We start from the raw sequence: 14,274 nt of genomic DNA, 5'->3' as shown, positions 1-14,274 counted from the left end.
AAGGAATTGCAATCAGGATAAGGGAGCGAACCCGGTGCCGCAAGCGCGGCTGTCCGGTGCGGGATTGCCAAAACGTCCAGCATATTATCTTAATGATATGATCGCGGCAATCGTGAAATTGACAGTCGCCCCCTCGGCTGGCATGATCATGATGGTCAATTGACAACATTTAACGGGAATCAAATGCTCCAGCTCCTGCGCTCGATCAAGAACAAATTCACCCCCGAGGCGCCGCTGCCGCTGGGCGCCGTGGCCGAGCGCGAGGCCGACCGGCGCGGCTTGCCGGCCCATGATCCGGGCATCGAGGCGGTCATCGCCGCCTGTACCGACTGGCTGGGCGCGGCCCAGGACCATTCCGCCTCCGCCGACGGCGGCGTGGCGCGCGACTTCAGCCTGGTCAAGGGCTGGGCCACTTCCTACCCCGAAACCACCGGCTACATCGTGCCGACCGTGATCGAACTGGCGCGCCGCCAGGGCAGCGCCGAATTGCACCAGCGCGCGCGCCGCATGCTGGACTGGTTCGTCGCGATCCAGTTTGCCGAAGGCGGCTTCCAGGGCGGGCGCATCGATTCCAACCCGCGCGTGCCGGTCACCTTCAATACCGGCCAGATCCTGCTCGGGCTGGCGGCCGGCGCCAGGGAATATGGCGATGCCAGCTACCTGGACGCCATGCATCGCGCCGCCGCCTGGCTGCGCGATTCGCTGGATGAAGACGGCTGCTGGCGCAAGCATGCAACGCCGTTCGCCAAGCCGGGCGAAAAAGCTTATGAGACCCATGTCGCCTGGGGCCTGTTCGAAGCCGAGCGCGTGGCGCCGGGCCACGGCTATGGCGAGGCCGGCCTGCGCCAGGTGGCATGGGCGCTGGGCAAGCAGCAGCCCAACGGCTGGTTTGCCTCGAATTGCCTGAACGACCCGGTCCATCCGCTGAGCCACACCATCGGCTATGTGCTGCGCGGGGTGCTGGAAGGCTACCTGCTGTCGAAACGCCCCGAACTGCTGCAAGCCGCCGTGCGCACCGGCAGCGCCTTGCTCGAAGTCGTCGGGCCCGACGGCTTCCTGCCGGGCCGCCTGGACAGCCAATGGCGCCCTGCCGCCACCTGGGCCTGCCTGACCGGCTCGGTGCAGAATGCGCATTGCCTGTTCCTGCTATACCAGCTCACTGGCGAGGAGCGCTATTTCGACGCCGGCCGCCGGCTGACCCACTATGTGCGCCGCACCATCAAGGTCGACGGCCCGAAGGAGACGCGCGGCGCGGTCAAGGGCGCGTTCCCGGTCGACGGCGCCTACGGCGAATACGAATTCCTGAACTGGGCCGCCAAGTTCTGCATCGACGCCAACCTGCTGGAACAGGACTTGCTGAAAGCCCGCAATGCTTAAGCAGGCCAAGCGCCTGGCCAAGGCCGTGCTGGAAAAGCTGCGCCGGCGCAGCAGCGCCCGCGAAGTCAAGCAGAGCCAGCGCCACGTCAGCCGCGACGAGCTGGTGGCAGGGCTGGCAAGGCTCGGCATTGCCAAGGGCGACGCCGTCTTCATCCACTCCTCGCTGAAAAGCCTGGGCTATGTGGAAGGCGGCGCCGCCACCGTGGTGCAAGCACTGCAGGAAGCGGTCGGCCCGGACGGCACGCTGGTGCTGCCGACCTATTACATGCCGGGCGGCTCGATCCGCGGCACCTGCGAAATGAAGGATTATGTGTTCGACGTGCGCAAGCACGGCACCAATATGGGCCGCCTGCCGGAAGCCTTCCTGGCCAGCGCGGGCATCGCGCGCAGCGTGCACCCGACGCATTCGGTTTCCGCCTGGGGCCGCCATGCGGCCTACCTGACCGAAGCCCACCACCGCGCGCCATCGGTGTTCGGCGAAGGCTCGCCGTGGCAGCGCTTTGTCGGCCTCGATAATGCCAAGGTGCTGGGCCTCGGCATTTCGATGGGCCCGGTCACCTTCTACCACGTGCTGGAAGATGCCATGGGCGACGCCTTCCCGGTGCCGGTATGGGGCGCGGAGACTTTCCGCCTGCCATGCATCGACCAGGCCGGGCAGCGTAGCGACGTGCCCCTGCGCCCCTTCGACCCCGAGCTGGCGCAACGCCGCATCGACCATCGCTCGCGCGAGGACTTGCGCCAGTATTTCATGGCCGAATTCAAGCGCGCCGGCCTGCTGCATGCCGGCCAGGTCGGCGAAGCGCCATCGTGGTGGATTCCTGCGCGCGGCTTCTTCGACCACCTGCAGCGGCTCGCCGGCGAGAACCTGACCATCTACTCCACGCCGGAACAACTGGCAGCGCGGCCGCTGGCCTAGGCTGCCGGGGCCGCCATCGCGGCGCCAGCCCGGCGTGCACTCCAGCGCGCGCCGAGCCTGATCATCGGCAGTTCGACCAGGTGATAGCCCAAGCCGGTGAACAGCACCAGCAAGGACAGGAAAAGGCTCCATTGCCAGAAGGGATGGAGCGCATCGAGCGTGCGAAACGCCAGTCCCATCAGCGGCGGGTGGAACAGGTAGATGCCATAACTGTACTTGGCGATGAACTTGCTGGCACGGTTCAGGCGCGGCGCCGACATCTCGCGCAGCCAGGGGATCGCCAGCCCCACCGCCAGGCACACCAGCCAGCGCCCGTAGTTGTTGGCGCGCGGCTCCGCATAGGCGACAAACGCCGCGCATGCCAGCGCCAGCAACGGCGGCCACAGCCAGCCCGGCAAGCGCTCCCTGCCCTGCATGCGCCAGGCCAGTACCCCGGCCAGGAAACAGGGCGCAAACTCGAACAGGCTGAGGCGCGCGGTCACCAGCGGCTGCAGCAGGGCCAGCGGAATCGACACCAGCCACAGCGCCACCAGCCAGCGCAGCGGCCGCCGCCGGAACAGCAGGAACAGGAGCGGCAGCAGCAGGTACATCTGCACTTCCAGGCACAGCGTCCATAACACGACCGACATATAGCGCGCATACACTAGGTTCTGGACCAGCAGCAGGTTGGCCGCCAGCTCAAACGGCGTCCATTGCGCATCCATGAAGAAGTAGATGCCCAGCAGCAGGACGGCTGCCAGTGGATAGATGCGACAGGCGCGCTGCAGGTAGAAGGCCCGCAACAGGGCCGCCCCGTCCAGTTGCTGGCGCTCCAGCGACTGCATGAGCACCAGGCTGGTGTGCACAAAGAACAGCATGACGCCCAGCTGGCCCAGGGCGAACGAAACAGGATTGGTGCGGATGGTGTAGCCGGCGATATGCGCCGTCAAGACCAGCAGCACGGCAAGCGCACGCAGGAAATCAAGGTTCGGCTTGAACATCATGGCTCCGGACGCGTGGTGCAGGAACTTCAGTCTGCACCACGATCGGAGCCCGGGGTTTGCGCTAGGTCATGCGCCGGTAAGCTGGCGCGCGCCGAGTTCCTTGCGTTCGCGCCAGGCCGCGCCCAGCTTGATCATCGGGTGTTCGATCAAATGGTAGCCAAGGTAAGGCAAGACCACCATCATGGCCCAGAACAGGCTCCACTGCAGCACCGGATGCCAACCGGCCAGCGTATCGAAACACAGGGCCAGCATCGGATAATGGAACAGGTAGATGCCATAGCTGTACTTGGCGATGGTTTTGCTGACGCCATTCAGGACAGGCGTGCCCAGCTGGCGCACCCAGGGGATCGTGAGACCCAGCGCCAGGCAGACTGCCCAACGCGAATAGTAATGCGTGCGCGTCTCGGCAAACAGGATGTAGGCCAGGCTGGCAAGGCCCAAAGCCAGCGGCCATAGCCAGGCCGGCAGCCGCTCCCTGTCGCCCAGGCGCCAGGCGATCACCCCACCCAGGAAGCAAGGGACGTAGGACAACACATTAAAGCGCGGCGATACGATGGGCGGCAGCAGCCCCACCGGCAACGAAAGCAGCCAGAATGCAAACAGCCATTTGATCGGCCTGTTGCGGAAGAAGACGAACAGGAAAGGCAGCATGAAATACATCTGGACTTCCAGCGGCAGCGACCACAGCGGGTCGCTCATCAGCCGCGTGTACGTCAGGTTCTGCACCAGCGCCAGGTTGGTGAACAATTCGTAATACGTCCAGTGCTGGTCCATCAGGAAATAGACGCCGAGCACCAGGGTCATCGACAAGGGATAAATACGGCAGATGCGCTGGATATAGAAGCGCTTGAACAAGGCCGTGCCGCTTGCATCCTGGCGCTCCAGCGACTGCATCAGCACCAGGCTGGTATGCACGAAGAAAATCATCACGCCCAGCTGCCCCATCGCGTACGAAGCTGGCGTAGCCTGGCCGTATGCGGTGCGGAAGACATGCGAGAACAGCACGAACAGCACGGCGACCGCACGCAGCAGGTCAAGGTTCGGTTTGTTCATCATGTCGCTGCACCCCGATGGTCGAGTTCGTATTCTTGCATGAAATTCACACGCTGGGCCATCTTAAGGGAAGCGCAGGCGCCAAGGCCGGGCCCGGCGCAAGGGATTGAGTTCCACTACCAGGGCGCAGCGGGTCCAGCCGGCCGCGGCAAAGGCGCGCAAGGATGGGTGGTTGTTATGCCACACCCGCGCAAACAGGCAGTCAAAACCTTGCGCCGCCATATCGGCGCCCGAGGCGGCGATCAATGCCGGCGCCACCTTGCGCCCGCGCATGGCGGGCGCGGTAATGATCTGTACCAGCTTGGCCTGCTTGTCCTGCAAGGGCCAGAAGCCGCGCGGAAGGTAGCGCTCACCATACCAGTAGAAGCACAGGCCGACGATCTGGCCGCCATCGCGGCAGGCGTAGGCACGTGCGCCCTCGCCTGCGTAAAAGGCTTGTTCGCGCATGACCGGATCGGGCGACGCCTCGATTTCGGCACGCTGCACCGGGCCGATCACAAAACCCGCTGCCTGCGGCGGCATCGGCGCCGGCCCTGCGCTGGCACGACGTTGCAGCACGCGGTAGATGGAATAATCACCCAGCACCGCCCGGGCCAGTTGCTTGAGCAGCGCTTTCATACGGCCGCAACCCGGCCAAAACGCAGCATGCGCTTCAAGCGCGCCTTCAGCCCGAAGCGCTCAACCATGCGGCCCAGCCACCCCGACAGCAGGTTCATCGCGAAATGCGCGCGCAGCAGCAGGCTGTTGGCCAGGCTGCGGCGCACCAGGAAGATATTCGCGCACAAGCGCTGCTCAGTCGCAAACAGGCGCTTGTGCTCGGTTTCGCCCTCGGTGAAGTCGAAGTAGCGGAACTTGCCTTCGTTAAACAAATCTTCCAGCGCCAGCCATTGCAGCACGGTGCCGACGGACATCTTCATGTACTCGGGGTCGTAACCCTGGTAGGAGTAGCTCAGCACACCATCGCTGGCCGGGCAGAACAAGTAGGACACGGCACGTTCTCCATCGAACAGCAGGTAGGCGCGCGCCTGGTCATCGGCAGCCCAGGCGCGCGCCTGCTGGCGGAACGATTCGCTGGCCGGCAGGCCGGCATCGAGCAGGCGATCCTGGTAGGTACGGCGCGACAGCGGCAAGGCCAGTTGCAGGAAAGCGTCGATTTCTTCCGGCGTTCGGTAGCTCTTCCAGCGCAGTTCACCGCCCGTCTGTTCGGCGAACTTGCGCACCTTGCGCACAATGGTGGCGCGGGTCTTGGAGGAGAACTTGGCCTGATAGGCTGCAAAGCCCATCCCAAGGTCGATGAAGCAATGGCGGTAATGCTGCGGCACGTAGCACAGGTAGTCGCCGGCCTTGCGGAACGGCGGCGCCTGCTCGTCAAGCGGAACGCCGCGTTCAACGAAGCCCTGGCTACCGGGCAGCAACTCCTGCACGGGGGCGTGCAGCGATTGCGATTGCCGCAGCGGGGCGCCCAGCTTTTCCGGACGCACCTGCAGCGGAAGCGCATAGCTGGCCAGGGTCAGGTCGCTGAGCTGGAACCTGAACGGGACCTGGCGCAATTCCCAGCGGCTCATCCATACCTCCGGCGGTAAGCCTGTTCCACCATGCGCATGCCAGTGCGGTGAAATGGGGAAGTCAGCGGGCCATGCTGGATGCCTGGCACGGCTTGCTGGCGGCCGGCAAAGCCGGCGGTGCGGAAACTGTCACTGTGCTGCTCCAGGAATTGGCAGAGGCGGCGGAAGCGCTGCACCACCACGGGGTCGCTGCGGGTCTTGGCCGTATTCAGCAGCTCGAAGCCGTGCGAAAGGAGGACGAACGCTTGGCGGCCCTGCTCCAGCGCTTGCCACAGCAAGCCTTCCAGCTCCGCCGACGAGCAGGAGGTCAGTTGCGCGTGGCGCAAGCCGCGGCCATCACGGTACACCGTCATCGGATATTCCGTTACGCCGTCGCAGCTGGCCGGATCGGTCATCAGGGTGCCAGGCATGACGCCGCTGTCCGGCCCCATCAAGGTGGCGTTGTAACTGCTGTCAAACGGCAGGCCATTGGCGGCCAGCGCACGCAGGCTGTCGCGGTTGAAGCCGAAGCTGCCGGCGCGGAAAGCGTTCACGTTCGTAGCCCCGGCCTGCTCCAGCATGGCCTTGCCCTTGCGGATCAGGATGGTCTGTTCGTCGAGGGAGAAGTAGCGCAGGTGCTGGCGTTTGCCGGCCACCGATGGCAGCAGCGGCTCACGCGCCTCGTCCACCCATTCGGTATGCAGGTGCAACTGCACTTCGTGGCCGGCCGCCTCGATCATACCGGCGATTTCCGCCAGCGGCTGGAGGCCGAAGCGGGCGGCGAACAGCGGTTCGACAAAGAACACGCCCTTCAGGCCATGGTCGGACAGCACTTTAAGCTGGTAAGGCAAGCCGTAGTCACCGCCTGCCGTGGGGCCATGGATGTAGCGACGGAAGGCGTCCGGAAAGCGGGCATCGATGTCTTGCCAGCCATCGCACCAGATCTCCACATCGACAGTAATCAATACATCCAGCATGCGCGCGCCAGCTTCTGGTTAACAAAATTTACACAATATTAACGATTGACCAAGGGCGGCGCAACCCAGGCTTGTAGCGAACATCAATTATTTCTTGCAATGGAGGCGTTATCGGCAGGACGCAACTGTAATGTCACCAGAATGCTTACGCACAGTTTCAGCATGTCCCGGTCCGCCAGGCTTGCAGGCGCCGGCGCTACGGCCTCAGTTACGCCGAAGGCCATGGGACAGACACGTCCACAACCCAGGTCACACCAAATCGGTCGCGCAGCATGCCGTACAGCGGCGACCATTGGCTTGGAGCCAGCGCGTGCATGACTTCGGCGTCCGCGGCCAAGCCTTCCCACAGGCTGCGGATGGCGTCGGGCTTGTCGCCGCGCAGCGAAACAAAAAAGGCCTTGTCGCCGGGATGCCAGTCGAGACCAGCCTGCACGTCGTAAGCCATCAGCGCGATGCCGTCTTCACCTGTGACCTGGCCCCACACGATGTGCTCTGGATCGGCGGCATCCTGGGCCCGGCCGGCTTGGGAATAGGTGACAAACGTCTGCTCACCTTTGAATACATCGGCGTAGAACTGCAGCGCGGCGCGAGCTTTGCCCTGGAAATTCAAGTGAATTACGGTACGGATGGACATACGGGACTCTTTCAATCGGTTTAAGGGTTGGTTTGCTACGGTGATACTATAAGCACCCCTCCTGCCAATTTCTGTCAGTGGCAAATGTCCCGATCCGAACGACTTTTCCTTCTATTACAAGCATTGCGCACGCTGTCCACGCCCGTCACGGGCGAACAATTGGCACGCGAAACCGGGGTATCGGTGCGTTCGGTCTACCGCGATATCGAGACCTTGCGCGCAGGCGGAGCCGACATCGAAGGCGAGCCGGGGTTCGGCTATACCCTGGTCGACGATGGCAGCCTGCGGCCGCGCACCTTCTCCCGCATCGAGATCGAGGCCCTGACGTTGGGGCTGGCGCAAGTCCGGCAGATGGGCGACCCGGCACTTGCCGCGGCAGCTGATGCGGTGCTGAGCAAGGTAGCGGCAACGCTGCCATCGGCAGGGCAACAGCATGTGCTGCATGCGGTATCGCGCGCGCACCGCTTCGATGACCAGGCAAAGCTGGTTGATCCGGATAACATTGACATGGACCTGATACGCAAAGCATGCTGGCGCGAGGAGGCGTTGGAGATCGCTTACGTCGCAGGCAATGGCATTGCGACCCATCGCACCATCTGGCCATTGGCGATCGTGTATTTGGATCGGATGCTTGTGGTGCTGGCGCGCTGCTGCCTGCGGGATGACTTTCGCATTTTTCGCGTGGACAGGATTACGACGGTGGCTACTGCAGGTATCAGCTTCCGTCCACACCGCGCCGCGCTGTTACGCAGTTATCTGACCAGGTTGGACGAGGAATCAGTAGCTCGGCCCCCCTCTTTGGGTCCACTGCATACACTGGTTGCCGAGACAACCAGGTTGAGCGCATAGCGTTGCCACGTTGGCCTTGGCTCCACCGCCGGCCGATATTCACGAAATTTATGGATTACGCGACCCTGCAATCAGTACTGCGAAACGTCGACCCTACACTTGGCTTCGCCGTGCAAAGCGAGTTGCTCGACCCCTTGTGGATCGATATTTGTTTGCAAGACAAAACGAAATGGGATCGCGCTACAGCGCAGAACAACTATGAAATATTCCGCAAGGGAGCCGAAGCGGGTTCTCCGTTTGCAATGTGCATATGTTCCCGCTTTAGTTTGGCAGGTCTCGGCCAATCAAGGTCGGCTGAAAAGGCGCTTGAGTGGGCAGCCATGGCGGTGGCTTGCGAAAGTGCCCTTGGACACTTTGAAATGGGGGCCTTTTACCAGCGAGGGATAGGCCTACCTGTGCACCTTGATCAAGCGCGGGCGCACTACCTGAGTTCAGCCAAACTCGGCTTTGGTTTCGCTGCAACTCAACTCGCCGTGATGTATCAAACTGGCCAGTTCGGATCAATCGATATGGCAAGTGCTATTGAGTATGCAACCCTTGCATATCAGCTGAATGATGCGATGGCGCCATTGATGATCGCGAATTGGTTTGAACGGGGAGACAGTGTCGCGAAAAACGAGGAGGAAGCGGCGCGCTGGTACTTGCGGGCAGCCGGCGATTGGACGCATAACTTTGCCAAACGGCGAAGTTATGGTTCCCATCACAAATGGGCATGAAAAATGCGGGGAAATTGGCGCGGCTGGCGGGGATCGAACCCACGACCCTCGGCTTCGGAGGCCGATACTCTATCCACTGAGCTACAGCCGCTTGCTGATGCTGAAGAGACACGAAGGATAGCCGGAAATCCATTCCATAGCTAGGGGTTTCCGTCTATAATCGCAGGTTTGACGAGGGCGCGGCGTTAAAAATGCCAAAAAGATAACCCTCCAGCAGCTTTCGAAAACTGTCCTAAGGAAATCATGAGCCACGAATCCGCTATCAGAACGCCAAAGCAGCTGGTCGCTGCCGTTGTAGGTTTCTTCGCTGTTACCATCATTGGCATCGTTTTGCTGGTGCAGTTTGTGACCCAGGAAAAACTGACTGGCGCGGGTTCGGAAAGCCAGAGCGCGGAAGCTGTTGCTGCTCGCCTGAAGCCTGTTGCGGATAACGGCTTTACCCTGAAGGATGTCAACGCGCCTAAAGTGCTGCAGACCGGCGAGGCTGTTTACACTGCGACTTGCGCAGCTTGCCACGCTTCGGGCGCTGCTGGTGCACCTAAGGTCGGCGATAACGGCGCTTGGGGTGCTCGTATTGCTCAGGGTTATGACACTGTTGTGAAGCACGCTCTGGAAGGCCTGCGTGCGATGCCTGCCAAGGGCGGCAACCCGGACCTGGATGATGTGGAAGTGGCGCGCGCTGTTGTGTTCATGGCGAATAAGTCTGGTGGCAAGTTCAAGGAGCCTGAGGTGAAGCAGGCTGCTCCGGCTGCTGAGGCGCCGGCTGCGGAGCCTGGCAAGGGCTGAGCTCTTTCTCCCGCGTTTAAAAAAACCGCTCGATTGGAGCGGTTTTTTTTTGCCTTTTTGAACCGGTAAACCTGGGTCTGACCCACAGGGTCAGACCCCGTCTGTGCTGTGGCTGATGGTGTTGGTTTAAGGCTTTTGACTTGTTGCGAAAGTCAAAAGCGCATAACCTGACCCGCTCTATCGGTTTACCAGATAATTACGCGCTCTTTCGGTGCGAGGTACATCTTGTCGCCTTTCTTCACTCCGAACGCGTCGTAGAAGCCCGGCTGGTTGCGCAGGCTGCCGTTGGCGCGGAATTCTTCGGGCGAGTGCGGGTCGGTGGTGACCTGGCGGATCAGCGCCGCGTCACGCGACTTGGCGCGCCATGCCTGCGCCCAGCCTTGGTAGAAGCGCTGTTCGCCAGTAAAGCCGTCGATCAGCGGCGCTGGCTTGCCGCCCAGCGACAGCTTGTAGGCCTTGTACGCAATCGCCAGGCCGGAGTTGTCGGCGATGTTCTCGCCCAGCGTCAGCTCGCCGTTCACTTTGTAGCCTTTGACCGGGCTGAAGGCGCCATACTGCTTGACCAGCATCTGCGTCTTGGCCTTGAAGTTGGCGTGATCGCGCTTGGTCCACCAGTCGCGCAGGTTGCCGTCGCCGTCGTATTGCGCGCCCTGGTCGTCGAAACCATGCGAAATCTCGTGGCCGATCACGGCGCCGATGGCGCCGTAGTTCACTGCGTCGTCGGCGTTGGCGTCGAAGAACGGCGGCTGCAGGATGGCGGCAGGGAATACGATCTCGTTCAGTTCAGGGTTGTAGTAGGCGTTGACGGTTTGCGGCGTCATGCCCCATTCGTCGCGGTCGATTGGCTTGCCTAGCTTGTCCAGTTCCTTCTGCACTGCGAACTCGGTGGCGCGATTCACGTTGCCAACCAGGTCGTTGCGGTCGATGGTCAGCGCGCTATAGTCGCGCCATTTGTTCGGGTAGCCGATTTTCGGCGTGAACTTGGCGAGCTTGGCCTGCGCTTCGTTCTTGGTCTTGGCGCTCATCCAGGGCAGCTTGTCGATGCTGTCCTTGTAGGCCGCCAGCAGGTTCTTCACCAGTTCTTCCATACGCGCCTTGTTGGCGGCCGGGAAGTGCTGCTCGACGTAGACCTTGCCGATGCTTTCGCCAAGCGCGTTTTCGGTGGCGGTGACGCCGCGCTTCCAGCGTGGGCGATTCTCGGTGGCGCCGCCCAGTTGCTTGCCGTAGAACTCGAAGTTGGTTTCGACGAAGTCGTTGGACAGGAACGGTGCGTTGGCGCGGATGACGTTCCAGGCGAAGTAGGGCTTGAGGGTGTCGAGCGCGGTTTCGGCCAGCAGCTTGTCCAGCGCTTTCAGGTAGCTTGGCTGGCTGACGATCACGTATTCGACCTTGCCGGCGATGCCCAGGCCGGTCAGGTAGGCGTTCCAGTCATAGTGCGGCATCAGTTCGCCCAGCTTGGCGACCGGCACCTTGTTGTAGGCCTTGACCGGGTCGCGCAGCTCGACCTTGGTCCAGTGCAGTTGTGCGATCCTGGTTTCGAAGGCGACGATGGCTTTGGCGTTGGCGGCGGCGTTGGTGTCGCCGGCCAGCGCCAGCATTTTTTCGACGGTGGCCCGGTATTTGGCCAGCGTTTCAGCCATCTTGGCGTCGTCTTTTTTCAGGTAGTAGTCGCGGTCTGGCATGCCCAGGCCGGATTGCACGAAGTCCACCACGTATTTGGTGGAGTCCTTGTTGTCCTGGTGGATGCCGATGTCCATTGGCGCCGCGAAGTTGCGGCGGTTGTGGTACGCGAACAGGGCTGGCAGTTCCTTCTTGTCGCTCAGGGCAGCGATGCGGGCCAGTTCGGGCTGGATGGGGGCTACGCCCAGTTGTTCCAGGCGGGCTTCGTCCATGAAGGCGGCGTAGAAGTCGCCGATGCGTTTCTTGTCGGCGGTGTCGGCGCTTTGGGCGCTGTCTTCAATGATCTTGCGCAGTTGCGGCTGGATGTCTTCGAACAGTTTTTCGAAGACGCCCCAGCTGGACATTTCGGCGGGGATTTCGGCGGTGGCCAGCCATTTGCCGTTCAGGTGCTTGAAGAAGTCGTCCTGGGCGCGGATGGCGGGGTCGACGTATTGGAGTTCGATGCCGGATTTGTCGGCGGCGCTGGCCATTGTTGCCAACAGCGCTGCAGCGGCGGCGGCGAGGAGGTGTTTTTTCATGGGGTCCTTTAGAACCGGTAAACCGGTGTCAGACCCTCAGGGTCTGACACCCGAAACATGGCAGTCGCGGGGCCAGTGTCTGACCCTGCGGGTCAGACACTGCAGTACCGGTTTTTACCAGATGATCGCGCGGTCTTTTGGTGCGAGGTACAGCTTGTCGCCGTCCTTCAGGCCGAAGGCTTCGTAGAAGCCTGGCTGGTTGCGCAGCGTGCCGTTGGTGCGGAACGGGCCTGGCGAGTGCGGGTCGGCCTTGATGCGGGAGATCAGCGCTGCGTCGCGGTACTTGGTGCGCCACACCTGCGCCCAGCCCATGTAGAAGCGCTGGTCGCCGCTGAAGCCGTCGATCACAGGCGCTTTCTTGCCTTTCAGCGAGAGCTTGTAGGCCTTGTAGGCCACGGCCAGGCCGGAGTTGTCGCCGATGTTTTCGCCCAGCGTCAGTTCGCCATTGACCTTGTAGCCTGGCAGGGCTTCGAATTCGCCGTACTGCTTGACCAGGATGCCGGTGCGCTCCTTGAAGCGCTTGCCGTCTTCTTCGGTCCACCAGTTGCGCAGGTTGCCGTCGCCGTCGAACTGCGAACCCTGGTCGTCGAAGCCGTGCGAGATTTCGTGGCCGATCACGGCGCCAATGCCGCCGTAGTTGACCGCGTCGTCAGCCTTCATGTCGAAGAATGGCGGCTGCAGGATGGCGGCCGGGAACACGATCTCGTTCATCTCAGGGTTGTAGTAGGCGTTGATCTGCTGCGGTGGCATCAGCCATTCGTCGCGGTCGATCGGCTTGCCCAGCTTGTTCACATTGCGTTCGTGTTCGAACTGGCTGGAACGGATCACGTTGCCTACCAGGTCGTCGCGCTTGATTTCCAGCGCGCTGTAGTCACGCCACTTGTTCGGATAGCCGATCTTGGTGGTGAACTTGGCCAGCTTGGCGTGGGCTTCCTTGCGGGTCTCAGGGCTCATCCACTCCAGGGTGTCGATGCTTTGCTTGAAGGCCAGCAGCAGGTTCTTCACCAGCTGTTCCATGCGGGCCTTGGCTTCCGGCGGGAAGTGCTTGGCAACGTACAGCTTGCCGACCGCTTCGCCCATCGAGCCTTCAGTCAGGGATACGGCGCGCTTCCAGCGTGGGCGCAGTTCGGTGGCGCCGCTCAGGGTGGTGCCGTAGAAGGAGAAGTTTTCGTCAACGAAGGCTTTGGACAGCTCTGGCGACAAAGTCGCCAGCAGGCGGTAGTCCATATAGGCCTTCCAGTCTTCCATCGGCACTTCGGCGATGACTTTATCCAGCGCCTGCAGGTAGGTTGGCTGGCTGACGATCACGTCCTTCACCTTGCCGTTGATATGCACGCCTTCGAACCATGTGTCGAAGTCGAAGCCTGGCATCAGCTCTTTGAGCTTGGCGATTTCGTATTTGTTGTATGCCTTGACCGGATCGCGCAGTTCGACCTTGGTCCACTGGATCTGGGCGATGCGGGTTTCGACGTTGACCACGGCCTTGGCAGTAGCGGCGGCGTTCTTGTCGCCTGCCAGCGCCATCATCTTGGCAACGTGGGTTTCGAACTTGGCCAGGGTATCGGCCAGCTTGGCGTCGTCTTTTTTCAGGTAGTAGTCGCGGTCTGGCATCGACAGGCCGGATTGGGACAGGTCGGCCACGTAGCGGGTCGAGTCCTTATTGTCCTGGTGGATGCCGACGTCGAACGGGCTGCTGACGCCCATGCGCGAGAAGTGCGCGAACTGGGCTGCCAGCTGCTTCTTGTCGTTCAGGGCTGCGATGCGGGCGCGTTCGCCGGCCAGCGGGGTCAGGCCCAGTTGCTCGGCGCGGGCTTCGTCCATCATGGCGGCGTACATGTCGCCTACGCGCTTGGCGTCGGCGTTACCGCCCTTGGCAGCGGCTTCTTCGATCAGGGTGCGCAGTTGCGCCTGGACGGTATCGGACAGCTGGACGAAGGTGCCCCAGGTGGAGCGCTCGGCCGGGATTTCGGTGTTCTTCAGCCAGGTGCCGTTCTGGTGCTGGTAGAAGTCGTCCTGGGCACGAACTGCCTTGTCCATGTTGGCGGCTTCGATGCCGGATTTCTGTGCAGGCTTGCCGGCCGCGATAGCAGCGTTTGCAGCGAAGAGGCCGATGATGACGGCGCTCAGGATCTTGCGTTTCAAGGTTACCCTCCTAGGTAGATGTGACGGTATCGCGCGACTCTAGCACGCCGGGGTGAAACGTTGAAAGAAAAGCCACGCGGCTGCGTGGCTTTTTAGCAA

13 protein-coding genes and 1 tRNA gene are annotated in these 14,274 nt (G+C 62.0%); 5 read left to right on the top strand and 9 right to left on the bottom strand.

Annotation, left to right across the window (positions count from 1 at the left end; all coding sequences use genetic code 11):
• Window positions 1-183 precede the first annotated feature (183 nt).
• Entirely contained in the window at window positions 184-1,377 is a 1,194-nt protein-coding gene (locus tag ACN9MY_RS02750) for a hypothetical protein (protein ID WP_426320354.1), read from the top strand.
• Window positions 1,370-2,293 carry an AAC(3) family N-acetyltransferase gene (locus ACN9MY_RS02745; protein WP_426167243.1) on the top strand — a complete coding sequence of 308 codons (924 nt, stop codon included), beginning with the start codon at window positions 1,370-1,372 and terminating at the stop codon, window positions 2,291-2,293. The genes ACN9MY_RS02750 and ACN9MY_RS02745 overlap by 8 nt, the downstream gene beginning before the upstream one ends.
• On the opposite strand, the gene ACN9MY_RS02740 is transcribed toward ACN9MY_RS02745, so the two are convergent.
• The 6 genes from ACN9MY_RS02740 to ACN9MY_RS02715 form a co-directional block, all read right to left on the bottom strand.
• On the bottom strand, window positions 2,290-3,276 hold the full coding sequence (locus ACN9MY_RS02740; RefSeq protein WP_426320352.1) for an acyltransferase family protein: 987 nt from the start codon (window positions 3,274-3,276) through the stop codon (window positions 2,290-2,292). The genes ACN9MY_RS02745 and ACN9MY_RS02740 overlap by 4 nt on opposite strands.
• A 66-nt stretch (window positions 3,277-3,342) precedes the next feature.
• Window positions 3,343-4,332 (bottom strand): acyltransferase family protein, encoded by a 990-nt coding sequence (locus tag ACN9MY_RS02735; protein WP_426167239.1) that lies wholly within the window; start codon window positions 4,330-4,332, stop codon window positions 3,343-3,345.
• 60 nt (window positions 4,333-4,392) lie between these two features.
• On the bottom strand, window positions 4,393-4,947 hold the full coding sequence (locus tag ACN9MY_RS02730) for a GNAT family N-acetyltransferase (protein WP_426320350.1): 555 nt from the start codon (window positions 4,945-4,947) through the stop codon (window positions 4,393-4,395).
• Window positions 4,944-5,894: a GNAT family N-acetyltransferase gene (locus ACN9MY_RS02725; RefSeq protein WP_426167235.1), complete on the bottom strand. Its 951-nt coding sequence runs from the start codon at window positions 5,892-5,894 to the stop codon at window positions 4,944-4,946. Before ACN9MY_RS02725 ends, ACN9MY_RS02730 begins: the two co-directional genes overlap by 4 nt.
• Window positions 5,891-6,850, bottom strand: coding sequence for a polysaccharide deacetylase family protein (locus tag ACN9MY_RS02720; protein ID WP_426320348.1), 960 nt, complete (start codon window positions 6,848-6,850; stop codon window positions 5,891-5,893). The genes ACN9MY_RS02725 and ACN9MY_RS02720 overlap by 4 nt, the downstream gene beginning before the upstream one ends.
• 208 nt (window positions 6,851-7,058) lie before the next feature.
• The gene (locus ACN9MY_RS02715) at window positions 7,059-7,484 is read right to left on the bottom strand and encodes a VOC family protein (protein ID WP_426167231.1); all 426 of its coding nucleotides are present in this window, start codon (window positions 7,482-7,484) and stop codon (window positions 7,059-7,061) included.
• Between the two features lie 84 nt (window positions 7,485-7,568).
• On the opposite strand from ACN9MY_RS02715, the gene ACN9MY_RS02710 reads away from it, so the two are divergent.
• Both ACN9MY_RS02710 and ACN9MY_RS02705 read left to right on the top strand, forming a co-directional pair.
• Entirely contained in the window at window positions 7,569-8,333 is a 765-nt protein-coding gene (locus tag ACN9MY_RS02710; protein WP_426167229.1) for a helix-turn-helix transcriptional regulator, read from the top strand.
• Window positions 8,334-8,383: 50 nt separating this feature from the next.
• A complete protein-coding gene (locus ACN9MY_RS02705; protein WP_426167227.1) occupies window positions 8,384-9,049 on the top strand; it encodes a tetratricopeptide repeat protein in 666 nt (221 codons plus the stop codon).
• 15 nt (window positions 9,050-9,064) lie between these two features.
• On the opposite strand, the gene ACN9MY_RS02700 is transcribed toward ACN9MY_RS02705, so the two are convergent.
• A tRNA-Arg gene (locus ACN9MY_RS02700) sits at window positions 9,065-9,140 on the bottom strand.
• Between the two features lie 152 nt (window positions 9,141-9,292).
• Between ACN9MY_RS02700 and ACN9MY_RS02695 the strand changes: the two genes are divergently transcribed.
• Window positions 9,293-9,835 (top strand): c-type cytochrome, encoded by a 543-nt coding sequence (locus ACN9MY_RS02695; RefSeq protein ID WP_426167225.1) that lies wholly within the window; start codon window positions 9,293-9,295, stop codon window positions 9,833-9,835.
• 185 nt (window positions 9,836-10,020) lie between these two features.
• On the opposite strand, the gene ACN9MY_RS02690 is transcribed toward ACN9MY_RS02695, so the two are convergent.
• Together ACN9MY_RS02690 and ACN9MY_RS02685 are read right to left on the bottom strand one after the other, a co-directional pair.
• On the bottom strand, window positions 10,021-12,033 hold the full coding sequence (locus tag ACN9MY_RS02690) for a M13 family metallopeptidase (RefSeq protein WP_426320344.1): 2,013 nt from the start codon (window positions 12,031-12,033) through the stop codon (window positions 10,021-10,023).
• 114 nt (window positions 12,034-12,147) lie between these two features.
• Complete coding sequence (locus ACN9MY_RS02685; protein ID WP_426320342.1) at window positions 12,148-14,175, bottom strand: M13 family metallopeptidase; 2,028 nt, start codon at window positions 14,173-14,175, stop codon at window positions 12,148-12,150.
• Window positions 14,176-14,274: the final 99 nt, after the last annotated feature.

It is taken from the genome of Pseudoduganella sp. R-31 (assembly GCF_049913235.1).
In the GTDB taxonomy this organism is placed as follows: Bacteria; Pseudomonadota; Gammaproteobacteria; order Burkholderiales; family Burkholderiaceae_D; genus Rugamonas.
Note: the sequence above shows the minus strand (reverse complement) of the source record. Positions and strands in the feature narration are given on the sequence as shown.